The organism is Pseudomonas arabinosi (assembly GCF_047758675.1).
GTDB classification, from domain to species: Bacteria; Pseudomonadota; Gammaproteobacteria; order Pseudomonadales; family Pseudomonadaceae; genus Aquipseudomonas; species Aquipseudomonas arabinosi.
In genome coordinates, this window is record NZ_CP180480.1 from 3,850,949 (window position 1) to 3,876,171 (window position 25,223).

Below are 25,223 nucleotides of genomic sequence, written 5' to 3' on the forward strand. Positions count from 1 at the left end.
GCGTTTTCTAATGAACGTCTATGCTGGGCTAACCGATCTCTTACCTTTGCAGCGATCTGCAAGGAGGCAGCAATGGTGCCCACATCCAGTTCCGAGAAAGCGTTCACTCGCAGTCTGCTCGATGTTTTGATCCGTGCCGGGCTGATTGCCGTATTGGTGCTGTTCTGCTTTGAGATCTTCAGCCCGTTCCGCGACCTCATGCTGTGGTCGCTAATCCTGGCGATCACCCTTTATCCATTGCAAGAGCGGCTCAAGGGGGCGCTGGGTCAGAAAGACGGCCACATTGCGACGCTGATTGTGCTGATCGCTATCGTTGTGCTGATGGTGCCGATCTATCTGTTGGTCACCTCTATTGCCGATTCGGTCGCGCATGCCATGACCACCGTCAAGGACGGCAACTTCCATATTCCGCCACCCCCTGACTCAGTCGCTGACTGGCCGTTAGTGGGCAAGCGTCTCTCTGCTGTATGGATGCAGGCCTCAACCGATCTTCCCGACCTGACAGCGAAGTACCTGCCGCAGATCAAACATTTCAGCGTGAGCTTCCTCGGCAAACTCGCCGGCGTCGGCATGGGGTTCCTCACCTTTATCTTTGCACTGATCATCGCCGGCATTTTCATGGCCTATGGCGAGAGCGGCAGCCGCAGTGCGGTACAGATCGCGACCCGCGTCAGCGATCCAGGCAAGGGGCCGAAAATCGCCGAACTGTGTACCGCAACGATCCGTGCGGTCGCGTTGGGGGTGGTCGGCATCGCCTTCATCCAGATGCTGCTGGTCGGCATCGGATTTGTGCTCATGGGTGTCCCCGGTGCCGGTCTGCTCGCCTTGGCGGTGCTGCTGCTCGGCATCATGCAATTGCCGGCGACGCTGATTACGCTGCCCGTGATTGCCTTTGTGTTCGCCACCGAGGGGGCCAGCACGGCGACCATCATTTTCGCCATCTATGTGTTCGTTGCCGGCCTGGTCGATAACGTACTCAAACCATTGCTGCTGGGGCGCGGTGTCGATGTGCCGATGCCAGTGGTGTTGATCGGTGCCTTGGGTGGCATGGTCACCAGTGGCATTCTCGGGCTGTTCATCGGCCCGGTGGTGCTTGCGGTCGGCTATCAGTTGTTCTGGCAATGGGTGGAGGATCAGCCGCAGAACAGACCGGACGTCCCGCCAACGTTATGACTGCCCGGGCTTGCGCTAGCATGAAAGGTGTTCAGGCCATTCGCCCTGACGAGCAGGGCTGCCACCATGACGACACAGAGTCATCAACTGCTGGACCAGGTGCTGATCGCCCATGGTGGTCTGGAACGCTGGAACCACTTCAGTAAAGTTCGCGCCACGCTCGTGACCGGCGGCTTGCTATGGGGCATGAAAGGGCTGACGCAGGACAGCGCCCCCCGCCAGATGACCGTTTGGCTGCACGAACAGCGAGCTTCGGTGACGCCATTCGGTGGGCTTGATCAACGGACGGCCTACACGCCAGACCGCATCGCCATCGAAACCACCGCGGGCAAGGTGATTGCCGAGCGATCAGCGCCCCGGGAATCCTTTCGCGGTCACGGGGAAACAACCCCTTGGGACCCCCTTCAGCGAGCGTACTTCAACGGTTACGCGCTCTGGTCCTACCTGACCATGCCTTTCCTATTCACCTTGCCGGGTGTCCTGACCGAGGAAGTCGAGCCCTGGCAAGAGGGAACACAGCGCTGGCAACGATTACGGGTGACCTTTCCCGAGACCATCGCCACCCACTGCGCGGTGCAGGATTTCTACTTCGGCGAGGACTTCCTGCTTCGTCGACACGACTACAACGTGGACGTGAGTGGCGGCCTGCCTGCCGCACAGTATGTTCATGACTACGTTGAAGCAGGCGGGCTGCGCATGCCCGGCAAACGGCGAGCCTATCGGCGCGGCGCGGACGGGCAGCCAGACAAGGATCTCTTGTTGGTGGCTATCGACCTCAGCGATATCAGCTACGCCTAGAGAGGGTTGAATCATGACCATCCATTCCTGGGTAAAACTCTACCTTGATGACCTGAGCCTGGGTCAGCAGTTCGAAAGCGACAGCTTGCGTGTCCATCGGGCGTCGATGCTGGCCTTTGCTCAGGAGTTCGACCCGCAACCGTTTCACCTCGATCCTGAAGCCGCCGAGCTGAGCCTGTTCCGTGGCCTGGCAGCCAGTGGCTGGAACACCGCAGCCCTGACCATGAAGCTGCTGGTGGAAAGCGTGCCATTGGCAGACGGGATCATCGGCCTTGGCATCGAGTTGAGCTGGCCGACGCCGACCTACCCGGACGACCTGTTGCGTCTGCAATGCACCGTGCAGGCCATTGAACCGTCCAGCTCCAAGCCAGACCGGGGTGTGGTGACTATGTTCATGGAAACACTCAATCAGAATGACAAGGTCGTGCAGCGAGCCACCGGCAAACTGCTGGTCTTCAGAAGACCGGCGCCTGATTGAGAACGTCGTCATGGGTGTGTGGAGCGTGCGTGATCGGCAAGGCGTCTTGCCGTTGCATTGAGCGCGTTCTTTGTCGATTGCAGGGGCCGGAGGCGGCGTTGTGAAAACATTCCTGCTCAGACCTAGCGCCTCAACGCTGAACATGTTGCGTCAAGCGTGCCTGCAACGCCGTGATGCGGTGCCGCCAACGTTAACCGAAAAAGCGTTCATCCCTGGCATTCCGGATGCTCGCTACTGGCTGGACCAGGATCTGACGCCGTTCATTCGGGATGTGAGTCAGGCCAACCTTCGAGAGGCTGAGGCGCTCGCCAGCGCAGGGATGCCCAATGACACCCTGCCACTAGCAAGCATGTTGGCCGTTTCGGGGGGCGGCGATGCCGGCACATTCGCGGGGGGAATCATTGCGGGATGGACCCTGCATGGGTCTCGACCGGTGTTCAAAGTCGTCACCGGCATTAGCGCCGGCGCCCTGGTCGCCCCGTTTGCCTTCCTGGGGCCCCAGTACGACGGTGTCATTCTGGGGATCTGCAATGCAGTCGGTCCAAAAGACATTTTCCATGCGCGCAATGTGCTGACCCGTCTTGCCAGCGACGGTATCGCGCACAGCAAGCCACTGTCGCGGCTGATTGCACAACACATCACTGCTGAGGTTCTTGCGGCGATCGCGTCGGAATACGCCAAAGGACGTCTGCTGATGATCGGCACCACCGACCTTGATTCTGGACGCCCGGTCACCTGGAACATGGGCGCTATTGCCTCCAGCCAGGCACCGGGCGCGCTCGATCTGTTTCGCAACATCATGGTCGCGTCGATGAGTATTCCCGGTGCCGTCTCACCCGTCATGATCGATGTGGAGGTTGACGGCCAACAGTTTCAGGAAATGCACGTGGACGGAGGCGTCCTGACTCAGGTGTTCCTTTACCCACCCGGCACTGTGATGGCGCTGAACCGCGTGACCGGGGCGCGCTTGCGTGATGAACGGCATTTCTATGTCATTCGCAACGGCAAACTGGAGTTGCAGTGGTCCGGGACGAAGCGCCGCACCTTGAGCATCGGCGGTCGCGCCATCAGCGCATTGATCCAGACTCAGGGGATCAGCGATCTGGACCGCATTTACCGAATTGCACAGCAGGATGGGGCGGACTTCAATCTGGCGTACATCGGCTCGGATTTTGATACTTCTCGCACTCATAAATTCGATGGCGAGTACATGAAGCGCTTGTTCGACTACGCCTTTCAACTCAGCGCGAAAGGCTATCCGTGGCATAAATCGCCGAGTACGTGAGAGCCAGTCAGTCAAGCCGTAACGCGATCTGCTGCTACAAAAATGTCACGCGCTTGACTTTCCGGGCCTGCCCCAGAGATATCAACTGACCGGCTCGGCCGTACAACTCATCGCCCCTGAACCCGGCTTCTGGAAAATCACCCCGGCGCCGTCTTGCCAGAAGCGGTAGCTCCCCTGGGAATCCTTGCCGGTGTATTGGGTTCCCGAATCACTCGATACCTGGCTCAAGGTGATCGAGGTGTTCGCCCATTTCAGGTACACGACACCTGGCTGCGTGTTAAAGAAAGTGGCGGCAATCAGAGCGTTAAACCCTGTGCAACGAAAAGCCAGGGGGCCTTCGGTGAGCCTGTCTGGATCCTTGGTTCTCACAATGGCCGAGCCTTGGCGTAGCTGGTACGCGCGCTCGGCATAGCTTCGGATCGTGCACGCCTTGGGCTCACGGTCCGAGGCACACTGATTGCGGGCGTCGATCCAGAACTGCTGGTCGATCAAGATCTTGTCTGGTCGCGGTACTGAACGTTGATCCGTGAGCGCGAGGCGATAAAGACGCGTCAATTCGATATCCATCTGCGCCAGTTGCGGATCGCGACAGATAAGCTTTTCGACGGATGCCCTTGCCGAGGCGCAGTCGAAGCTGGTCTTGAACGACGCGGCATTTGCGCAGGTGCTCGTCGCCGCGCAAACGCTGGCAGCGAGCAGACAGGTGAAAAGGGTCGTGACCGTTTTCATGTTGGCTTCACCCAGATCATTACGTGATCCCCGGATTGCCATGGAACCTATCGATGTGTTGGACATTCATTCGTTCGCATTGGGTGTACGCAGTGTAAGTCAGTGCTCAAAACTTGCCACACCGCCGGGCGCAGAAACGCATGCCTTGTAGCCGCTGGCGACGTCTGCGTTCGGCTCTGTAGCAGCTGTCGTAAACCCAAATCAACTGCTCGCCGGGGAGGGCTGGCAGTCTGGTGGAGCCCGCTTGCTCGGCACCTTCGGTTTCTGTATTACCCTGCTGATCTGGCCGTTTGTCTAACGAACTGTCGACCTGTAGGAGCACGGCTTGCCGGCGATGGCGTCCCTGAGATCGCTATCGCTAGCAAGCTCGGCGCCTACAGAAAGCCATACATAGGAGCTACCATGCCTCGTTTTGCTGCCAACCTCAGCATGCTCTACCCGGAACATGCGTTTCTGGATCGCTTCGCCGCCGCGGCCGCCGATGGTTTCGAAGCGGTGGAGTATCTGTTCCCCTACGACTACAGCGCTGAAGAACTCAAGCAACGCTTGAGCGACAACGGCCTGGTGCAGGCACTGTTCAACGCGCCGCCCGGTGATTGGGCGGCGGGCGAGCGGGGCACGGTGTCGTTGCCAGGCCGTGAGAGTGAATTTCGGGGTGGTTTTGATCGTGCCCTGGAATACGCCGGCGTGCTGGGTAACTCGCGCATCCATGTCATGGCCGGCCTGCTGCCGTCCGAGAGTGATCGGGCACGGCATCACGCCATTTATCTGGAAAACCTGTCCTATGCCACCGCCCAGGCGGCCAAGGTCGGTATCACGGTGCTGCTGGAACCGATCAATACGCGGGACATGCCGGGCTTTTTCCTCAACCGGCAGGACCAGGCCCAGGCCGTTTGCAAGGAAGTAGGCGCCAGTAACCTGAAGGTTCAGTTTGACTGTTATCACTGCCAAATCGTTGAAGGCGACCTGGCCACCAAACTGCGTCGGGACTTCGATGGCATCGGCCATATCCAGATCGCCGGCGTGCCGGACCGGCATGAACCGGACTTGGGAGAGGTCAACTATCCCTATCTGTTCGAGTTGATCGACCAGTTGGGCTATGACGGCTGGGTAGGGTGCGAATACCGCCCACGAGGCAACACGTCGGCCGGCTTGCAGTGGTTGCGCAACTGGAAGGCACGCCAAGCGTAATAGAGGAGGGCGGCGACGGGCCAGGAACCCGTCGTCAGACGGCAGCAACAGTTCGACTCCCTGCTTGCGTCATGGAATCATCGGTGCGCCGCTTTCGGCGGCGATGTCCTTTTGATTAGGCATTCGGGCTCCAGATTAAGGAAAGCTGACGGTCAAACATAGTCGCGAATCTGTGGCTGGATCAGTAGCGCAGCGATGTGACGGGGCCTGGGAACAAAGACCGACACTCTGGCTTGCTGGTCGCCTGGGACTAAAATTGAGCCACCTTTCGCGTGCAGAGAGCTTCCTGCTCTTTCGATATGGAGCGAGTGAAGGCACAATGCGCATCCTTTTTTGGCTGGCCTTGCCGGAGGCGCCTCGAAATGATCAAAACGCCGTACTACCTCATCGATAAACAAAAGCTGCTGGCGAACATGCAGAAGATTGCCTATGTGCGCGAACAGTCCGGGGCCAAGGCCCTGCTGGCACTCAAGTGCTTCGCCACCTGGTCGGTGTTCGACCTGATGCAGCAATACATGGACGGCACCACGTCGTCGTCGCTCTACGAGCTCAAGCTCGGTCGACAGAAGTTCGCGGGCGAGACCCATGCCTACAGCGTGGCCTGGGCCGACGACGAGATCGAGGAGATGCTCGAAAACTGCGACAAGATCATCTTCAACTCCATCGGCCAGTTGCAGCGCTACGCCGAGGCGTCAGCAGGCAAGGTGCGCGGCTTGCGGGTCAATCCGCAGGTGAGCAGCTCGGATTATCTGCTGGCCGACCCTGCGCGTCCGTTCAGCCGTCTGGGCGAGTGGGACCCGGTGAAGATCGAACAGGTCATCGAGCAGATCTCTGGCTTCATGTTCCACAACAACTGCGAGAACGGTGATTTCGGCCTGTTCGACCAGATGCTGTGCACCATCGAAGAACGCTTCGGCGACTTGCTGCACAAGGTCGAGTGGGTCAGCCTCGGTGGCGGCATCCATTTCACGGGTGAAGGCTATGCGATCGACGAGTTCTGCGCGCGCCTCAAGGCCTTCTCGCAAAAATACGGCGTTCAGGTCTACCTGGAGCCGGGCGAAGCGGCCATCACGCAGAGCGCGTCGCTGGAAGTCACCGTGCTCGACACCCTCTACAACGGTAAGCACCTGGCGGTTGTGGACAGCTCCATCGAAGCGCATATGCTCGATCTGCTGATCTATCGGCTGAATGCCAAGCTGGCGCCTAGCGATGGCGAGCACACGTATATGGTGTGCGGCAAATCATGCCTGGCCGGAGACATTTTCGGTGAGTATCAATTTGATCGTCCGTTGGCGATCGGGGATCGGCTGTCGTTCATCGACGCAGCGGGTTACACCATGGTCAAGAAGAACTGGTTCAACGGCCTGAAAATGCCGTCCATCGTAGTGAAACAACTCGACGGTACAGTCGAGGTGGTTCGTGAGTTTGGTTACAACGACTACATGTCCAGCCTTTCGTAAGCTGGCAGAGAAGGAGAGAGAGAAAAATTGAAGAAGAACGTGCTTATCATTGGTGCAGGAGGTGTCGCCAAGGTGGTGGCCCACAAGTGCGCGCAGCACAACGATGAACTCGGTCGTATTGCTATCGCGTCGCGCAACATCTCCAAGTGCCAGGCCATCATCGACAGCGTCAAGGCCAAGGGCAGCCTCAAAGTGCCCGCCGAAATCCAGGCGTTCTCGCTGAACGCTATGGATGTCGAAGCGACCAAGGCGCTGATCCGCGAAACCGGATCGCAGATCGTCATTAACGTCGGTTCCGCCTTCCTCAACATGTCGGTGCTGCGTGCCTGCATCGATACCGGCGTGGCCTATCTGGACACCGCCATTCACGAAGAACCGGGCAAAATCTGCGAGACGCCGCCCTGGTATGGCAACTACGAGTGGAACCACCTCGAAGAGTGCAAAGAGAAGAACATTACTGCCATTCTCGGCGTGGGCTTCGACCCGGGTGTGGTCAACGCCTATGCGGCGCTGGCGCAACAACAGTATTTCGACCGCATTGATTCGATCGACATTCTCGACGTCAACGCCGGTTCCCATGGCAAGTATTTCGCCACCAATTTTGACCCGGAAATCAACTTCCGCGAATTCACCGGACAAGTGTGGAGCTGGCAGAACAGTCAGTGGACCAGCAACACGATGTTCGAAGTCAAACGCACCGACGATCTGCCGGTCGTCGGCGCGCAGAACCTGTACCTGACCGGCCACGATGAAGTGCACTCGTTGTCGAAAAACCTCGACGTGCCCAACGTGCGTTTCTGGATGAGCTTCGGCGAGCACTACATCAATGTGTTCACCGTACTCAGGAACCTTGGCCTGCTCTCCGAGCAACCGGTCAAGACCGCCGAAGGCCTGGAAGTCGTGCCGCTGAAAGTGGTCAAGGCCGTGCTGCCTGATCCGAGCTCGCTCGCGCCTGGCTACACCGGCAAGACCTGCATCGGCGATCTGGTCAAGGGCACCAAGGATGGCCAACCGCGCGAGGTGTTCATCTACAACGTGGCTGATCATGAAGACGCTTACGCGGAAACTGACAGCCAGGGCATTTCCTATACCGCAGGCGTGCCGCCCGTGGCAGCAGCCCTGCTGGTCGCCCGCGGCGAGTGGGATGTGCAGCGCATGGCCAACGTCGAGGAGCTTCCAGCTGAGCCGTTCCTCAAGGCGCTGGATGTGATGGGCCTGCCGACCCGCATCAAGGACGAAAATGGAGATCGTCCCTGGAGCTGAAACGCTTGAGGCTCGCCACCTACAGGTGAGCCTCGTTTCCTGCTCCATACGCAAAAACGCCGCTCTTTGAGCGGCGTTTTGGTTTGTGCGCAATGGGGAATGCAACATTCCCGCCCGTCACCCACATGGAAACCCAGCCCGCCGAACCGGCACTAACCCATGGTTGCGTGGTCAGTAATTGGCGCCTGAAGCGACGAGGATCGTCTCTGATAGCGGCGCATCCGGCTACGTTTAGTGTTTTCTCCAATGCCTTGGGGCAAAAAAACCCGCGATGGATTGCGTCTTGGACTGACTATTTCTTTTGCGGGCGACACTCTATGGGTTTGCTTCTCGATCCGCGTCATGACATTGATGCCGCTTTATTAAGCTATCGCCGAGTGTTCTGGTCGTTGGCGCTGTTCAGTGGCGTGATCAACCTGCTGGTGCTGGTGCCGTCGCTCTACATGATGCAGGTGTACGACCGGGTCCTCACCAGCCGCAATGAAACTACCTTGTTCATGCTCACTATGATCGCCCTGGGACTGTTCATGTTCAGCGCTCTGATCGAGTGGGCACGCGGCGAGGTGATGATTCGCATGAGCGCGGGGCTGGACGATGCCTTGGGCGAGCGGATTTTCGACGCTGCCTTCGCCCGCAGCCTGCGCGAGCACAACGCCAACCCGGCGCAGGTGCTCACCGATCTGGCGACGTTGCGGCAGTTGATCACCGGCCAGGGCCTGATCGCCTTGCTCGATGCGCCGTGGTTGCCAATCTTCCTGCTGGTGGCGTTCATCTTTCATCCCTGGTTCGGCGTGCTGACGCTGGTTCTGGCCCTGGTGCTGATCGGCCTGGCGCTGTGGGGCGAGTTGGCGACTCGCACACGCTTGGGCGAAGCCAATCGCCTGGGTGTGCAGTCGTCGATCTATGTAAACAGCACGTTACACAATGCCGAAGTCATCCAGGCCCTGGGCATGCTCGGGCCGTTGCGCCAGCGTTGGAGCCTTCTGCAGCAACGCATCATTGCCGCCCAGGCGCATGCCAGTGACCGCGGCGCGCGTATCACGTCGATGACCCGTTTCGTGCGCATCTCCGGACAATCCCTGGCCCTGGGCCTGGGGGCGTTGCTGGTGCTTGAAGGCCAATTGTCGGCGGGCATGATGATTGCGATGTCGCTGCTGCTGGGGCGTGCCCTGGCGCCCGTGGAAATCGCCATTGGCTCGTGGAAGCAATTCAATTCCGGCCGCCAAAGCTACCAGCGCCTGAGCCAACTGCTTGCCCAGCATCCGCGCGAGCGCCTGCGCATGCCTTTGCCACCGCCCACTGGGGCAGTGCGCCTGGAGCAGTTGTATGTCGGCCCGCCCGGCGCTTCGCAACCGATCCTGCGGGGCATCAATTTCAGCCTGGCCAAAGGGGATGTGCTCGCCGTCGTCGGCCCCAGCGCCAGTGGTAAATCAACGCTGGCCAGGGCGATGGTCGGCGTATGGCCGGCCATGGGCGGTTCGGTGCGCCTGGACGACGCCGAGATCAGTCAATGGTCCCATGATGCCCTGGGCCCGCACCTTGGATACCTGCCGCAGGACATCGAGCTGTTCGACGGCAGTGTGGCCGACAACATTGCCCGCTTCGGCGAGCAGGACGCCGACAAGATCATCGCCGCCGGGCGTCACGCGGGCATTCACGAAATGATTCTGAGGTTCCCCAAGGGTTACGACACGCCGCTGGGCCCCGGCGGGCTTGGCTTGTCCGGTGGACAAAAGCAACGCCTCGGCCTGGCTCGCGCGCTCTATGGGCGCCCGTCGCTGATTGTGCTCGATGAGCCCAACTCCAACCTCGATGAAGCCGGAGAGCTGGCGCTGGTGCAGGCCATCAGTGTGCTCAAGGCTGCTGGCAGCACCGTGGTACTGATTACCCACCGGCCTAATGTGCTGGCGGTGGTCGATTACATCCTGGTGCTCAAGGACGGCACTCAACAAGCATTCGGTCCACGGGACCAGGTACTCAAGGCATTGATGCCGGGGCCAAGACCGGCCGCGGTCAGGGAGACTGGCGAAGATGCTTGATCTGACCCCTGAGGCACAAACCGAGCAAGGTCTGAGCGTGCGCAACACCGCAGCGCTGCCCAGCGCCAGTACCGACGCTGGCGGTGCGGCACGCTATGGTGTTGGTTTCCTGGTCCTGACGCTGGGCGGCTTCCTGCTCTGGGCCTGCCTGGCGCCGCTCGACCAGGGTGTTGTGGGCAGCGGCACCGTGGTGGTGGCGGGCGAACGCAAGGCTGTGCAGTCGTTGGTCGGCGGGGTGGTGGAAAAGCTGCTGGTCAGCGATGGCGACCGCGTCACCCTGGGGCAGTTGCTGGTGCAGCTCAATACGGTGCAGGCGCAGTCGCAACGGGACGTGACCCTGGGCAAGTTGCTCAACGATCGCAGCGTCGAGGCGCGGTTGATTGCCGAGCGCCTGGGCTCAGCCGAAATCCAATGGCCCGCTGAACTGCTGGAACGCGCCGACGAGCCGCGGGTCAAGGCCGCCATGGCCTTGCAGAGCCAGTTGTTTTTGACCCGCCGCGCAGAACTGGGCAGCCGCTTGCAGATCATCGAACACGAAGCCGCGGCATTGCAGCAGCAATTGCTCGGCTACGAAGGCGTCAAGCGCAACTACGACACGCAGATGCGCTTCCAGCAGCAAGAGCTGGAAGGCCTGCGTGAATTGGCCCGTGAAGGTTACATTCCGCGCAATAAACTCTTCGAGGCCGAGCGCAATGCAGCCCAGTTGGCCGGGCAAATTTCCTCCGGGGTGGGCGATGTCGGCAGGACCCGCCAGGCGATCAATGAAAGCCGGCTCAAGGCCTTGCAGGCGCAGCAGGAATTTCGCCGCGATGCCGAAACCCAGCTCAGCGAGGTCTCTGCCGAGGCGGCGGGTTATGCCGATCAGATTCGCGCCTTGCAGTTTGAAGTCGACAACGGTGCGATCCGTGCGCCGGTGTCCGGGCAGGTCATGGACGTGAACATTCATACGGTCGGGGGCGTTGCGCAGGCCGGCCAAACCCTGATGCAGGTGGTGCCACTGGATGCGCCGATGGCGATCACCGCGCGTTTCGAGCCGCTGATGGCCAATAAGTTGCGTCCGGGTCTGCCGGTGCATGTGCATTTCACCGCGCTGCAACGGGTGGATACGCCGACGGTCACCGGTACGGTGACTACGGTGTCGGCGGACCAGTTGATCAATGAACAGACGCACCAGCCGTACTTTTCCGCCAAGGTCGAAATTCCCGCCGACACCGTCGCCTCGCTGCAGGCCGCCGGCCTGCTGGTGCGCCCCGGCATGCTCGCCGATGTCACGGTGGTGACGGGGGAACGCACCTTGATGAATTACCTGATGAAACCTTTGCGTGAGCGCTTGCTTGCGGCCTTCAAAGAGGAATGACATGTGGGAGATTCTATGGTTGAGGGGAAGCCCTCAACTGACCTTTGACTGATATTCGCTTTGCCCTTTCAGCAAGGCGAATGCCACCCGCGCAAGCTTGCGAGCCAGCATCACCAGCGCCTCAGTGGTGCTGAAACCCCGGGCTCTTTGGGCTTCGTAAAACCCTTTCCAGGCTTTCGTACGGCTAGCCGACATCGCTGCATTGTGCAGAAGCCGGCGAGCCTCGGGGTCACCGCGCTTGGTCAAACTGCGGCGACCGTCCTTCTGTCCTGATTTAGACACCCGTAAATCCATGCCCAGGAAGGCGATAAACGCATCCGCGTTTCTAAAATCCCCGCGCTGAAACGCAGTTATCAAGCGAGCCCCAGTCAAAAATCCAATGCCTTCAACTTTCAGGCAACGTTTCAGTTGACCGAGTAAACCGGCTTCTTTGAGCTGATCGTTGATCGTCTTTTCGATCAGCGTTTCAAGCTGCTGCATGGACTTCACTTGTTCTGCAAAAGCCGCCTTCAGCAGCGACTCATTCGACCAACTCTGCACCAGGCCAACCCTAGCCTGGACCAAGGCAGCCCGGCGACGGAAGAGGCTCAGGAGCTGGCGGTACAGCGGTGATGGTGGGGTCCAAGGGCGCAACTCCTCGGCTTCGTTCTTCAGGTAACGGGCCAGCAACTTGGCGTCCAGCGCGTCGGTTTTGGCGCGGATCTTTACGCCTTCGCGATAATGTTTGAGTTCATAGCCTCCCACCATGTAAATCGCGCATCCGGCCTCATAGGCTAGATCAGCAAAGTCCAGGTGATAGATGTTGGTCGCCTCAATGGCAATAGCCACCGTCCCCGGCAACGTCTTCAGCCACTGCTTGATGGATGTTTTAGTGTTAGGAATCTCTTCAAGCAAATCGTTATCCGCCTGATAAATCACCAGTTCATTCTTGGCGACATCCACGCCCACGATCGGTTTTGATAGAGAGACCGGCATTGCCATAGGATTTCCTCCGAGATAAGGTTTGAGCACTTGAAGGGCTCACCCAGAGGCGCAGGCTTGTTCCTATCGTCGGTCTAGCCAGATGCATTCTTTATCGGCGCTTGGGTGAAAGGAGGAGGGGCGAAATCTCCCACGGTCTGTACTGCGTCAACAGTCAGAATCGAGCCTTGTCCCTCCTCCTCCCTTCAAGTCCTACCATACAAGCGAGCCTGCTCGCGATAGCGTCGGATCAATCAGCCTCCATGCTGGATGTACCGCCGTCTTCGCGAGCAGGCTCGCTCCCACATGAGGTCAGGCTGTAAAGTCGCTGGCGTGCAGCTCCTGGACGCCCAGCAGTTCGAATTCGAACTCAGGAGTGGCGTCGGCGTTGACACTGCCGGAGAGAATGCCATTGGCAAAGCGCAGTTGGCCGGTGGCGTTGGTGGGGTCGAAGGCGTTGCTGCCGATGAACGTAAAGGCGTCGACAGTGGCGGTCAGCGGGTTGGCATCCAGGCCAGTGAAATCCAGATGATCGCCCTCGGTGGTCTTGAAACCGCTGATCACATCGCGCAAAGCCCCGACGCCCATGTCCGACAACGCACCAAACGCATAGGTATCCGCGCCAGTACCACCGGTGAGTTTGTCGGTGCCTGCACCGCCGATCAGCCGGTCATCGCCCGAACCGCCCACCAGCGTGTCGTTGCCCGCACCACCGTTCAGAACGTTCGCGCCGCTGTTGCCCGACAGACTGTCGGCGTAGGCGCTTCCCGTCACGTTTTCTAAGAATTTCAGGGTGTCGAGCCCGGAACCCACGGTATTTTGTTGCGCTGACGTCGAGAGGTTTACGGTAACGCCAGACAGGGCGCGTTCAAAAGACACCGTGTCATTGCCATCGCGTCCGTCCAGCACGTTGTTGCCGGCTCCAGCGAACAGCGTGTTGTCCAGCGCGTTGCCCGTGCCATTGGCGGCGCCAGTGCTATCGATATACAGACGCTCGACGTTGTTGCCGAGGGTGTAGGCCGCCAGTCTGCTGTGCACGCTGTCGATCCCTCCAGGTGCCGCATTGCTGTTGGTCTCGATTACGATGTCGTCGGCGTTGTCGACATAGTAGGTGTCGTTGCCATCGCCGCCGCTCATGCTGTCGTCCCCTGCGGCACCATCGAGCACGTTATTGGCGGCATTGCCGGTGATGAAGTTGTGTCGCTCATTGCCGGTGCCGTTGATGGCCGACACGCCGGTGAGCACAAGGTTCTCGAGATTGGCGCCCAGGGTCCAGCTGACCGAGGCCTGCACCGTATCGATCTGCGAGGTCGAGGTGTTGGTTTCCACCACGCGGTCTAACGCGTTATCGACCACATAGACGTCGTTGCCATTGCCACCGGTCATGGTGTCGGCACCCAGGTGACCATCCAGCGTGTCGTTGCCCGAGCTGCCCACCAGGGTATCCGCCTGGTCGGTACCGGAAATCATGTTCTGGGCGTTGTCGAAAATGTCCTGCACGCTGTTGTTGTCGTTAGGGTTGCCCTGGAAGCCAAGGTCATTGGCAATGTAGTCGGCCAGGCGCTGGCCGACGATCTCCGCCGATTCCTCGTGCAGGTGCCAGACGTCGTCGGGATATGCCTGCGGATCTACTTCGTGGCGCAAGGGGAGGTCGGTGTAGTCCACCGCCAGCTTGACGTCGGCGCGCTCGGCGGCGATGGCTTCCTGGGCAGCGCGGACATAGCCAACCCCCTCGACGATGGAGGCAATCTTGTCTTCCGAATAACCACGGGTACGCGCTGCGTCCTGCTCGTAGTGACCGGTTTCCATCATGTACACGCTGAAGTTGCCGAGCTGGGCATGCAGGTAATCAAACACCTTCAGGGTCGCATCCTTGTAGGCCGCTGCTGCCGCTGGTTTGTCCGTGGCGCGGGCGATCTCCTGGGCGGCTTCCTCGCCCTGGCCCCAAATGATGCCCATGGTGACGTTATTGATGGATTGCAGTTCGGTGAGCTGGTCCCGCAGCAGCGTCACGGCGCGCAATAGCGCAGCCCCGGGCTGGTTGGTGTCGGTCAGCCACCAGCACAACTTGAGTTCCTCGGCGCTGAGAGTCGACAGGCCGGTGACCGTGCTGCCGCCCACCGCGATGTCGATGCCGTTGCCATCGGCATCGTTGAACTGGCTGCGCACGTCATAGGGGGTGTAGCGGCCCAGGTCGTTGACCAGCATCGAGGTGCCGGACTGATTGTCGTCCTCCGTCATGCGTAGCAGTCGCGCATTGGATTGGCCAAGGGTGGGTACGTAGAGAATGTCCTGTTGGGCGCGCTCGCCGAACACGAAATCGCTGGCGGTCAGGGTGTTGAGGTAGTTGCCGTTGAGGGCGACTTCGAAACGATTGCCATCGGCATCCGCTTCGGCGGACTTGATGTAGGTCTTGTCGCCGGCCGCGTTGAGGGTGATGTACAGCGTGCCATTGCTGCCATCGCCGAGGCCGACAAAGCCAACGCCCGAAACATCGATCTTGTCGACGCCCGCGGTGAAGTCATAAATCGTGTCGGTGGCCGTGACACCACCGGTGTCGTAGTCGCGGTAGCTGTCGAGTACGTTGGTGTAGCGGAAGGTGTCGGCACCGTCGCCGCCGTACAGCGAATCGCGTCCGGCGCCGCCATCGACGATGTCCGCGCCGGTGCCAGCCTTGATGGTGTCGTTGCCACCGAGGCCGAGGATCAGGTCTGCGCCCGCCGTGCCGTTGAGGGTTTCGGCATTGTTGGTGCCGGTGATGGTGTTGGCGGGCGCATCAGCCACGACCAGGGCGAAGCTATCGCTGACCGATGCACCGGCCGGGTCCGTGGCTTTGACCAGCACGTTGTAATTGCCGGACGCGGTGCTGGTCGGTGTGCCGGTGAAGGTCAGGTTGGTGGTATTGAAGCTCAGCCACGCGGGCAGGGCGCTGCCATCAGCCAGGGTCGCGGTGTAGCTGAGGCTGTCATTATCCGGATCGGTGAAGCTGGTGGCCGGCACCACGTAGCTGAACAGGGTGTTCTCGGTCGCGTTCTGATCGAGCAACGCCGTTGCTACCACCGGCGCCTGGTTGGTCGGTGACGACGAGGCGAAAACGAAATTGGCGCTGGTCAGCGTGTTGAGGTAGTTGCCGTCCAGCGCCACCTCGAACCGGTTGCCATTGGCGTCGGCGGTCAGGGTCTTGATGTAAGTCTTGGTGCCGGCACTGTTGAGCACCACGTACACGGTGTTGTTCTTGCCATCCCCCAGCCCGGTGAAACCCATGGCCGAGAGGTCGATCTTGTCGGCGGTGATATCGAAGTCGGTGATCAGGTCGCCAAGGTTGGCGCCGCCGGTGTTGTAGTTGCGATAACTGTCCAGACGGTTGGAGAACACGAAGGTGTCCGCCCCGACGCCACCGGTGAGGGTGTCCATACCGGCTCCGCCGTCGAGCCTGTCGTCGCCCGCGCCGCCACTGAGGCTGTCGTTACCCGCGAGGCCGAGCAGGGTGTCGGCCGAATCGCTACCCAGCAGCGAGTCGCTGCCGCTGGTGCCGGTGACCACCCGATTGAAAATGAAATTGCTCGCGGTCAGGGTGCTGGCCAGGTTGCCCGAAAGAATCAACTCGAAGCGATTGCCGCTGGCGTCGGCATCGTAGTCCTTGATGTAGGTGCGGTCGTTGCTGGCGCTGTAGCTGACCTGCAAGGTGCCGCCACGGCCATTGCCCAGGCCGGTAAAAGCGAGGCCGGCGAGGTCGATCTTGTCTTGGGTGACGTCGAAGTCGGTGATGGTGTCATCGAAGCTTGTGGTTGCGTTGCGGTAACTGTCGGACTGAGCGACGAAACGGAACGTATCGGCGCCGGTACCGCCAGTGAGTTTGTCGATCCCTGCACCACCCACCAGAATGTCGCCACCGGCCCCGCCATTGATGGTGTCGTTGCCGGCAACGCCGTAGAAAATCTCGCTGGCGGCACTGCCCACCAGCGTGTCGTTGCCAGACGTTCCTTGCACGGTGGTCATCGGCACCGTGGCGCTGACGTAGCTGCCGTCACCATAGACCAGCGTGGCGCCCTTACTGGTGTGACTGATGGTGTTGCCAATAATGGCATTGCGATCAGTGCCGTCTTCATTGCGCTCGGCAACGCCGTAGGTCGACAGGTTGCTGCCACTGATGAGGTTGCCCTGGATCGTGTTGTCGCTGCCGTTGAAGTACTTGCCGGACACGCCCAGGGTGTCGTCGTAGGACTGGATGATGATTTCCGGTACGGGGTTGCCCAGGGAATTGTTGTTGAGCGTGTTGTCGATGATCTCGACGTGGTTGCTGCCGTAGATGCGGATCCCGGCGCTGGCGTTGTCGTGAATCTCGACGCCGCTGACGGTCACCTCGCTGGACAGTTTGATCAGCACCCCTTCGGCGCCGTTGCCGTACACCTCTCCACCGGTGATGGTGATGTTGCTGGGGGAGGGGATGTCCTCGCTGCCGCGCTGCACCACGATGCCATTGCCGCCATTGTTGTAGGCAACGTTATTGGTGAGGGTGAAATCGTGGGTACTGGTGACGACGTTGAAACCGTGTCGGTCATTGTCGTAGGCGACGTTGTTTTCGAAGGTGCTGTCGCTGAGGAAGTCAGCAACGAAGCCGTCCAGGCCATTGCCGTGGGACACGCTGTTCTTGATGACCATGTTGACGGTCTGCTCGTGGGGGTCGAAACCGTACCCGGAGCAATCCTTGATCTCGACGCTGTCGAGGGTGACGTTTGAGTCGTAGCCTGCTTCACCGGGAATGTAGCCGTTGAACCAACCGTCGATCTTGCCGGTGGTGTTGTCACGGTTGCCGTCGATGGTGAGGTTGCTGACACCGAAATCGTGGGTTTCCTCGCCATAGGCGGAACGGATGACCCCCGTGATCTTGGTGTCGGAGCCGTCAGCCACCTTGACGGTGGTTGCCCCCATGCCGTCGCCATACAGGTAGACGTTGCTCTTGAGCATCAGGCAACCGTCGGAGGGTTCCTCGCCTCCCGAAACGATATAAGTTCCGGTCGGCATATACACCTGCCCCCCGCCTGCCGCGGCCGCTGCATCAATCGCACTTTGTATCGCCGCCGTGTCGTCTGCGATGCCATCTCCTTTGGCGCCAAAATTCTGTACGTTGAAAATCATGAGTTTATCTCCGTATCAGGCTAAACCTCGGCAAATGCCAATATTCCATCGACAGCTACCGTTTTATGACCCAGCGGAGCGCAAAAGTTGTGACCGCATATCGGAGATACGTCAAATAACTGATCTTGCTGATCAGCGGTTGTTAGGAGGGGCAAAGGAAATAACGTTATTTTGACACTGGCTCCGGCGGCAAGCGTTGCCTCGTCGGGAGCGGGATCGCGAAGACAATGGCGTTATTGATCAGGCCGAGCGTGTTTTGCGCTTTGAGCTGGACAGCCGTTGCTTGCGCCGAACGCCAAGGCGAAAACCTGTGGGTACGATCCGCTCAGCTGAGATTTTCGGGATGCCGGGGCCGCGGTCCGACGAAGAAACCGCGGCGGCCGATCAATCAGGCGGCGGGGAGCAAGCCTTTTTGTTTGGCGACATGAGTCGCCAGTGCGTCCATCAAGTCCGGGGACAGGCAGTCGTAGGGCTCCAGGCCGATCTCGCGCAGGCGCTCACGGATGGCCTTCATTTGCTCTGGCGGTGTGCCGGTTTCGATGATGGAGGACACGAACGCCGCGAAGCCCGGCGCAGCCCATCCGCTCTGGGGAGAGAGTTCGGTGTGGACGAAGTCCAGGCCATAAAACGCATGGTCCTTGTTCTCGATGCGCCCGAAGAGATGGGCGTGGCACTGCTTGCAGGCGTGCCGCTGGATGGTGGCGGTTTCGTCGACAATTTCCAGTTTTTCGCCGTGGGCAATGACGCTGACCTTATCCCGAGGTACTACGGCAATGACGGCGAATGTCGCGTTTTGCGGTTTCCAGCATTTGCTGCAGCCGCACGCGTGGTTATGCAGGGTTTGTGCGTCGATCTTGACCTCGACCTTGTCGGTCGCACACAGGCATTGCAGGGTGCCACCGGTGAAATTCGCGGCGGCGGGTTGGATACCGTTGTCCAGTGAAGGGTGAAGTTTCAAGGTGCTCACGTTGGCTTCTCCGTTTCAGGGTGTTAGACGAACGTGCCCGGGGCCGAGCTGTTGCTTCCGGGTAGGCCTGAGAAAATCATAGTTCAACGGCACACAAACAGCTGAGTAGCAAACGGCTCCTTATTCACTGATACGCAGAATGCTTCGTCCAGAGGCTGCTGCTCAGTTCGGAAAGTCGAGCTAAAGCCACGTATTCAGCACTCGCCGATCCAGCTCCTCCCAATCCGCCATGCCCAACACCCGCGTGGTATTCAACCCGCGCAAATAACCGCGCAGCTGATTGGCGGTGGCCCGTGCAAGCTCCGGGTCGGGCGCGTTTTCGCCCAACAGTACGGTTTCGTATTGGATCAGGTACTCGGCCACCCGGTCACGGAAGTCGGGCAAAACGGCGTCGCGGATCAAGTCAAAAGTTCTCAAGGAGAGATCCTCATCAATCTATTCTGGTTGTGATTGAGTGTGCAGTGCCTGCACGGCGGGCAACTATTGCTAGAAGTAATAGTGACCATTACGAAACGCAAGTTCTGCTTTGTCGGCAATAGTTGGAAAATCACCTCCATCGAACACCGTACCTTTTATTTTTTGGATGAGACCGATGCGCCCTTTATTCGTGCCTGCCATGGCGTTTGCCTCTTTATTGCTCGCCGGTTGTGCCTCCACGCCGAACGACCCGACCCTGACCTTGCAGACCAGCAAGACTCCTGCCCAATACGCCGACTGCGTTGTACCGAAACTGCAAGGCAGCGCGTTGAGCCCGACCGTCTCGCAGACCCAGCGCAGTTACCGGATCGTGGTGTCGAGCAAAGTCTCGGCGGACAACGTGCTGGAAGCCTACAAGGCCGGGAACGGCGGCAAGGTGTTCATCTACGAGCGGCACTTGCTGGCCTCGAACTTCCTGCCTTCAAGTTTTGAACGCGCCGCGCAGGATTGCATCTGACCCCGGCCCGTAAACGCTTTTCATAGCGCTCCTTTGGTTGGCCGCAACCAACCAATTTTTTGCCCCGCACCGCCTTCGGTTGCGGGGCTTTTTTTTCTGAGAATGAACAAAGGCTTGTCTTTGATTCAAATGGAAGAGGGGGGATGATTTCATCCCCGCCTTGGATCTCCCTGGCATTTAGACTCCGGCATCGACATCAACGGCTCCGGGTGAGTAGTAGGTAGATCACATTGCGATAGGGGTCGAAATACAAACAGGAATGTGGTGATGAGTCCGCAGGTATGAACGCCCTCATCTGTTCGCGCGTCCTGAGCACTAGCTTCCAGTCCATGAAAGCTTCCATGTAGCCCCGCCCCCAGTTGTCCGGTGTAAAGTTTGCGATCAGGAGTTTACCTCCTGGATTCAGTTTACCCATCAGCCAAGCTGTAAGCGCCATTGCCTGGGCGCGATTTAGGTAGTCATAGATGCCAATACTGTAGATAAAGTCAAATCCATCGTAATCATCACTTTCAGGCAGCTTCTTGACATTGCATTGCCACTTGATGATTTCCGAGCAAGTTAGAGTGGCAAGCTTCAGCGTCTCTAAGTCATTATCAAATGCGACGAAGCGCTGGATCCGCAGTCGGGTCTCGGGTTTGAGAAGCTCCAGTTCTCGGCAGTGGCCGCAAGCGACGCTCATGATAGAAAGCGTTTCCCGATGGGATGCCAGACGCTCAATCAAGCCGGCAATGTGCTCACGGCGCCAGCGTACGCTCAGTGCATTTGGGCTTGAGGTGACAACCTCGAATATTAATTTTCCGATCGCGCTGGAATCGGGAGGCGGATTCTGAAAGTAGGCATAATCCAGCATTACAGCATCCCCTGGGTAGCCTCTGGGCTTTTCGAAAGCTCGTGAGGTGTAGGGGTCTTCCTGGAGTAGTTGAAAAATCGGATGTTCACGACATTTATCTACTATGTCGTCCTGCCAGAGCGTGTCGGGCAAACTTTGGCGGTACTCCGTCAGCAGCTCGGTCATACAAGTGATGGCGTGCATATGGTCGCTACCGAGAATTTCTTGCTGGAAAATATCAAGTTCGCTAATCAGGCCTCTCATCATCAACCTCCGCTGCGCCGCAAAGTAGGTGAGCCACTGTCATAGATTAGTAGAACCGGTGCGGTGCAGTACCTCACACGGAGAGTCATTTTGCGAATCTGCGCATCGCATCGACCCCACTGAATATGGTGAGGACAAGGGTAGAAACGAGCGCTGTACTCGATCTTATCGGCCGGCTGGAGAGGGGAGTGACCATGCCGAGTATTTCTGGGTAAGCAACCCTGGATTTTGAGACCCGTTAGTCAAAAACCAAGTTAGAGTGTTTATCAATATCTGTTCATAAGGTCCCTCCACTCGATTCGCGTAGTCGCGCCAAGCGGCTCCAGCGAACGAACCGGGCAAAAAAAACCGTATCTCAATCGTTATGTGAAGAATGAATCGTCCGCTGTTTATTTCTCTAGATGGGCCCAAGGGAGCCGGCAAAACCACACTGTTGGAAGCCGTGACGAAAGTACTAAGGGCAGACAACAAAAAGGTGATCCGACTTTGCGAGAAAAAAAGCGATCCCTATAGGGGTGAAACAATGACCCTCGTTAACAAGCTCGTCAGAAATCCCACCCGGGATTTGGAGTTGAGGGTTTGTGAGCGCTTTGCTGATAGCCGTACCTGGATTTCCCGGCACGTACTGACTAAACAGCCACCAGACAGCATCATCTTGATCGATCGCTGGTACCCGTCTGATGCCGCGTTTCGCCGGATAGTGCCGTTTGCAGAGATTCTACAATTGAACATTGATCGAAACGTGCAAGTGCCAGACCTGCATGTCGGGGTTGTCACCGCCCCTGATATTTCGTGGGCAAGGGCTGCGGCACGAGGGCGTGGGCTGGGCAGTACAGTGATCCATAAGCTGGAAGAACATGCCGCTTGTACAAAGGCGTTCGAGCAAGCAATTGCAGATCACGGCTGGGTTTTATGCCGTAACGAAGGAACGATCGAAGACGCAACGATGCAGGTGATTTCCGAGATCTATAGAGTCCTTCGGTGCCCGTAGGCTAAGCTCACTGCGCCGGCCTTGAAGTACCCGGAAGAAGAACTATAAATTATTCCTATGTTCTAAAAACCAATAGTTTTAGTGAGTTATGGAGAGTTCAGAGAAAATACTCGAAGACATTTTAAACGATTCGGGGGCAGCCGCAGCATCCTGTCGCTGATGCGTGACGACGGTGAGCAGCTCGGTCGATTCAAAGTGCGCAGTCTGATGCGCTAGCTTGACCTCGTCAGTAAACAGCCCGGATCACATGCCTATAAACGAGCGACGGTTCAACGGCTGGATATCCCGAACATCTTGAATCGGGAGTTCGATGTTCCGGCACCCAACCAGGTGTGGTGCGGCGACATCACCTACATCTGGGTCCAGGGGAAATGGCATTACCTGGCGGTCGTGCTGGATCTTTGCACGCGCCGGGTGGTGGGCTGGGTGTTGTCGGAAAAGCCGGACGCCGATCTGGTTATCAAGGCGCTGGATATGGCTTACGAGCAACGAGGAAGACCCCAGGGCCTGCTGTTTCACTCGGATCAAGGGTCGCCCAGTATGCGAGTCGTTTATTTCGCCAGCGGCTGTGGCGTTATCGCATGCGCCAGAGCATGAGTCGCCGGGGGAATTGCTGGGACAACGCGCCAATGGAGCGCGTGTTCCGCAGCTTGAAAACGGAGTGGATACCGACCACGGGTTACAGAACGGCTCAAGAAGCCCTGCGCGATATCAGCCACTTCTTGATGCATCAGTACAACTGGGTTCGACCCCATCAATTCAACGGTGGGCTGGCGCCAGATCAGGCCGAAGAAAACTTAACGTCGTGTCCGGGATTAGTTGACCACTACAGTTTACTCAGAGCCACAAGTACTCAATGGGTTAGGCTTCGAGCTTCATCCTCAATCGGTTAAAATTTTCAAACCAACCGGGGCTCCTGTTTACGTCTACGACGTGTTCACGGACGGCCCGGACCGGGTCGGAATCGCAAGCTTGGTACTCGAAATGGACGCCCTCCAGGTTGCTGACGTAGGACACGCCTGCGCCAACTTATCCGAGAGCCAGACAGACCCCGACCTTCTTTCACGTATTGCCGACCGACTGATATCCCATGGACTTGAAAGTGGCCTCCGAACGGTGCGTGTCGTTGTCCCCGCCGGTGATGAAAAATCGATTCAAGCGTGTCTAGCACAGGGCAATATTTGCGTTCAGGAATGCCTGGAAAGCGATGGAAAACAGTTCGTCTGGTTCGATTATTCGAATTCGAGTCAGCAAGACGAATAGTTTAGTACTCAATCATTTGCGCCCACAGAGCGAAAAAACCAGCACAAGGCCGAATGTATAAGCGTGGCCGCGCCCGGGGCGCGGGCCGACGCTTTCGATCGGGAACCGGTTTCTGCCGCCGAAAGCGGCCTCCCAGGAGTCGTGTGCCCACAAGACTGCGGTGAATCAAGCTAGGCTCCAGCAATCCTAAGGATGGTCAATCTAAATACTGGTGACAGACAGCAATGGCTGATTGCGGCCTGTCGTGACCGGCTTAAAACGACCCAATAAAGACGATCAACAGAGAAGCTCTAGCGCATAAAGTTGGAGACCTCCAGTGGGTTGCCGACGGAACCTATGTTCTCAACCGCCTCCCTTGGGGGTAAAAAAGTTGTACACGTTCTGTACTAATGGCGTAAAAACTATACGTTGAGCTAGTCTTGTATAGAATTTTAAAAAAGGCCGACCCGTTGATGAACGTGGCTGATTTCAGACGCTTTCTCGAACATCGTCTGTCGATATGCGGGCTATTCGCGATGTTACTCGCCGTACCTGCCTGGGCGGATTGGCATCCCGCGCTGCCCGATGGGCGTCTGGTGGGCAGCGGCGACTTTACCTGGTTCGGTGTGAGTCTATACACCGCGCGGTTGTGGAGCGCTGGGTTGCCGCCGACCTGGGATCAGCCCTTTGCACTCGAACTGACTTATCACCGTGTCTTTTCCAGGGAAACGCTGGTGGAGGTCAGTCTCAAGGAAATGCGTCGCATGGCAAAGGCTCATCCAGATGAGTCCACCCTCCAGCGCTGGTCCAGTGAAATGCGTGACGCCTTCGTCGATGTTCGGCCCGGAATGCGCATTACCGGGCTCTACCATCCCGGCAAAGGCTGCACTTTCTTCGTCGACGGCCAACTGCGCCGGCGGGTCGACGACCCTGCATTCGCCCGCGCCTTCTTCGGTATCTGGCTTGATCCGCGCACTCGGGACAAGCAACTGCGTCAACGACTGCTGGGGATGGCCGGGCTGGCGGAGTGAAGAGGTTGAGATGCGTCAAATACTGGTACTGCTCGTTAGCCTGTTGCTGGTCAGCTGTAACAACGTTGGCGTGGAGCACTACGCAAAGGAGCGACCGACGCTGGATCTCGTGGCGTTCTTCTCTCGGCCGGTACAGGCTTGGGGCCTGTTCCAGAATCGCTCGGGCGAGGTGGTCAAGCGCTTCCATGTCCAGATCGAAAGCCGCGTCGAGGACAAGCGGTTGATCCTCGACGAGCGATTTCTCTACAGCGATGGCACGCGTCAGCGGCGCGTCTGGACGCTGGAACCGGCCGGCGCCGGGCGTTGGCGTGGTCGTGCGGACGACGTAGTCGGAGAGGCTAGCGGCGAGGTCGCTGGCAACGCGCTGCGCTGGCGCTATCGCCTTGACCTGCCAGTTGACGGCAGGCATTGGGAAGTGGATCTGGACGACTGGATGTACCTGATGGACGAAGACACGATGATGAATCGCTCAAGTATGAGCAAGCTTGGCGTCGAGTTGGGACAAGTGATCCTATTCTTCCGCCGTCAGCCGGAGTCGCTTCCGTAAACCCACAATAACCGGCAAAACAGGCGATATTCGCGTATTCAAAAGGCTGTTGTTTATCAGCGGGACGCAGCCAGTCGCAGGATGATCGGCATCCATACAGCCCACAGCGCCGCAAGCAGCAGGGCCGTGCCAAGGGTACCCCAAGGCAGGCCTACACTGGCCAGCGTTGCGCCGGCGATGTAAGCCAGAGGTCCACCGCACAGACCCAGTAGCGCCCCGTACCAGATGGGACGTCGAGCCCACGCCAGGCTGTGGCGAAGCCCACTGGCCAGTACCAGCCACAGCATGGCAAGCCACAGGGGAAGGGGTTGCTGGGCAAAATCGAAGACTCCCAGCGCACCCAGGCTGGCATCCAGTAAACAGCCTGCCATCCCCACACAGGCCAGAGCGGTTGCTTCGTCACCTGGTCGTGGGCAAGCAGCTACATGCACCAACAGGCCTGCCACCACGGGGAGTAGCAGCCAAGGATGCCGCTCGCTCAGTACGCAAGCCCACCAGGCGGCCTGCATCCATAGCGCGTTGCCGATCAACCACGCCCGGCTCAAA

20 protein-coding genes and 1 pseudogene are annotated in these 25,223 nt (G+C 58.7%); 14 read left to right on the forward strand and 7 right to left on the reverse strand.

Features of this window, described 5'->3' with window-relative positions; translation table 11 throughout:
- Positions 1-72: 72 nt before the first annotated feature.
- From ACMXYJ_RS17980 to ACMXYJ_RS17995, 4 genes are all read left to right on the forward strand, one after another.
- A complete protein-coding gene (locus tag ACMXYJ_RS17980; protein ID WP_415756254.1) occupies positions 73-1,173 on the forward strand; it encodes an AI-2E family transporter in 1,101 nt (366 codons plus the stop codon).
- 66 nt (positions 1,174-1,239) lie between these two features.
- Complete coding sequence (locus ACMXYJ_RS17985) at positions 1,240-1,971, forward strand: hypothetical protein (protein WP_415756255.1); 732 nt, start codon at positions 1,240-1,242, stop codon at positions 1,969-1,971.
- A gap of 13 nt (positions 1,972-1,984) precedes the next feature.
- Complete coding sequence (locus ACMXYJ_RS17990) at positions 1,985-2,449, forward strand: MaoC family dehydratase (protein ID WP_415756256.1); 465 nt, start codon at positions 1,985-1,987, stop codon at positions 2,447-2,449.
- A 100-nt stretch (positions 2,450-2,549) separates the two neighbouring features.
- Positions 2,550-3,734, forward strand: coding sequence for a patatin-like phospholipase family protein (locus tag ACMXYJ_RS17995; protein WP_415756257.1), 1,185 nt, complete (start codon positions 2,550-2,552; stop codon positions 3,732-3,734).
- 81 nt (positions 3,735-3,815) lie between these two features.
- On the opposite strand, the gene ACMXYJ_RS18000 is transcribed toward ACMXYJ_RS17995, so the two are convergent.
- A complete protein-coding gene (locus tag ACMXYJ_RS18000; protein ID WP_415756258.1) occupies positions 3,816-4,463 on the reverse strand; it encodes an MliC family protein in 648 nt (215 codons plus the stop codon).
- A gap of 402 nt (positions 4,464-4,865) precedes the next feature.
- Here ACMXYJ_RS18000 and otnI point away from each other — a divergent pair, with 402 nt between their 5' ends.
- The 5 genes from otnI (at position 4,866) to ACMXYJ_RS18025 (ending at position 11,773) form a co-directional block, all read left to right on the forward strand.
- On the forward strand, positions 4,866-5,654 hold the full coding sequence (gene otnI, locus ACMXYJ_RS18005) for a 2-oxo-tetronate isomerase (protein WP_415756259.1): 789 nt from the start codon (positions 4,866-4,868) through the stop codon (positions 5,652-5,654).
- Between the two features lie 362 nt (positions 5,655-6,016).
- Positions 6,017-7,114: a carboxynorspermidine decarboxylase gene (nspC, locus tag ACMXYJ_RS18010; RefSeq protein ID WP_415756260.1), complete on the forward strand. Its 1,098-nt coding sequence runs from the start codon at positions 6,017-6,019 to the stop codon at positions 7,112-7,114.
- 27 nt (positions 7,115-7,141) lie between these two features.
- Positions 7,142-8,377, forward strand: coding sequence for a saccharopine dehydrogenase family protein (locus tag ACMXYJ_RS18015; RefSeq protein WP_056742289.1), 1,236 nt, complete (start codon positions 7,142-7,144; stop codon positions 8,375-8,377).
- Between the two features lie 317 nt (positions 8,378-8,694).
- Positions 8,695-10,416 (forward strand): type I secretion system permease/ATPase, encoded by a 1,722-nt coding sequence (locus tag ACMXYJ_RS18020; RefSeq protein ID WP_415756261.1) that lies wholly within the window; start codon positions 8,695-8,697, stop codon positions 10,414-10,416.
- Positions 10,409-11,773, forward strand: coding sequence for an HlyD family type I secretion periplasmic adaptor subunit (locus ACMXYJ_RS18025; RefSeq protein ID WP_415756262.1), 1,365 nt, complete (start codon positions 10,409-10,411; stop codon positions 11,771-11,773). Before ACMXYJ_RS18020 ends, ACMXYJ_RS18025 begins: the two co-directional genes overlap by 8 nt.
- A gap of 33 nt (positions 11,774-11,806) precedes the next feature.
- Here ACMXYJ_RS18025 and ACMXYJ_RS18030 read toward each other — a convergent pair whose 3' ends face one another.
- The 4 genes from ACMXYJ_RS18030 to ACMXYJ_RS18045 all read right to left on the reverse strand — a co-directional run bounded on the left by ACMXYJ_RS18030 (position 11,807) and on the right by ACMXYJ_RS18045 (position 19,256).
- Positions 11,807-12,754, reverse strand: a complete 948-nt coding sequence (locus tag ACMXYJ_RS18030) for an IS110 family transposase (RefSeq protein WP_415756263.1) — start codon at positions 12,752-12,754, stop codon at positions 11,807-11,809.
- A gap of 291 nt (positions 12,755-13,045) precedes the next feature.
- Positions 13,046-17,872: a M10 family metallopeptidase C-terminal domain-containing protein gene (locus ACMXYJ_RS18035; protein WP_415756264.1), complete on the reverse strand. Its 4,827-nt coding sequence runs from the start codon at positions 17,870-17,872 to the stop codon at positions 13,046-13,048.
- A gap of 388 nt (positions 17,873-18,260) precedes the next feature.
- Positions 18,261-18,839 (reverse strand): S-(hydroxymethyl)glutathione synthase, encoded by a 579-nt coding sequence (gene gfa / locus ACMXYJ_RS18040; protein ID WP_415756265.1) that lies wholly within the window; start codon positions 18,837-18,839, stop codon positions 18,261-18,263.
- 180 nt (positions 18,840-19,019) lie between these two features.
- Complete coding sequence (locus tag ACMXYJ_RS18045) at positions 19,020-19,256, reverse strand: hypothetical protein (RefSeq protein WP_056742331.1); 237 nt, start codon at positions 19,254-19,256, stop codon at positions 19,020-19,022.
- Between the two features lie 175 nt (positions 19,257-19,431).
- On the opposite strand from ACMXYJ_RS18045, the gene ACMXYJ_RS18050 reads away from it, so the two are divergent.
- The gene (locus ACMXYJ_RS18050; protein ID WP_415756266.1) at positions 19,432-19,773 is read left to right on the forward strand and encodes a hypothetical protein; all 342 of its coding nucleotides are present in this window, start codon (positions 19,432-19,434) and stop codon (positions 19,771-19,773) included.
- A 196-nt stretch (positions 19,774-19,969) separates the two neighbouring features.
- Here ACMXYJ_RS18050 and ACMXYJ_RS18055 read toward each other — a convergent pair whose 3' ends face one another.
- Positions 19,970-20,866 (reverse strand): hypothetical protein, encoded by an 897-nt coding sequence (locus tag ACMXYJ_RS18055; RefSeq protein ID WP_415756267.1) that lies wholly within the window; start codon positions 20,864-20,866, stop codon positions 19,970-19,972.
- A 373-nt stretch (positions 20,867-21,239) separates the two neighbouring features.
- On the opposite strand from ACMXYJ_RS18055, the gene ACMXYJ_RS18060 reads away from it, so the two are divergent.
- The 4 genes and pseudogenes from ACMXYJ_RS18060 to ACMXYJ_RS18075 all read left to right on the forward strand — a co-directional run bounded on the left by ACMXYJ_RS18060 (position 21,240) and on the right by ACMXYJ_RS18075 (position 24,677).
- A complete protein-coding gene (locus ACMXYJ_RS18060; protein ID WP_415756268.1) occupies positions 21,240-21,857 on the forward strand; it encodes a dTMP kinase in 618 nt (205 codons plus the stop codon).
- Positions 21,858-21,992: 135 nt separating this feature from the next.
- Positions 21,993-22,680 (forward strand): annotated as a pseudogene (locus tag ACMXYJ_RS18065) (IS3 family transposase); the annotation flags it as partial.
- Between the two features lie 955 nt (positions 22,681-23,635).
- The gene (locus ACMXYJ_RS18070) at positions 23,636-24,130 is read left to right on the forward strand and encodes a chalcone isomerase family protein (protein WP_415760751.1); all 495 of its coding nucleotides are present in this window, start codon (positions 23,636-23,638) and stop codon (positions 24,128-24,130) included.
- A gap of 10 nt (positions 24,131-24,140) precedes the next feature.
- Positions 24,141-24,677, forward strand: coding sequence for a DUF3833 domain-containing protein (locus tag ACMXYJ_RS18075; protein ID WP_415756269.1), 537 nt, complete (start codon positions 24,141-24,143; stop codon positions 24,675-24,677).
- A gap of 56 nt (positions 24,678-24,733) precedes the next feature.
- On the opposite strand, the gene ACMXYJ_RS18080 is transcribed toward ACMXYJ_RS18075, so the two are convergent.
- Entirely contained in the window at positions 24,734-25,222 is a 489-nt protein-coding gene (locus ACMXYJ_RS18080) for a DUF2878 domain-containing protein (RefSeq protein WP_415756270.1), read from the reverse strand.
- Position 25,223 lies beyond the last annotated feature (1 nt).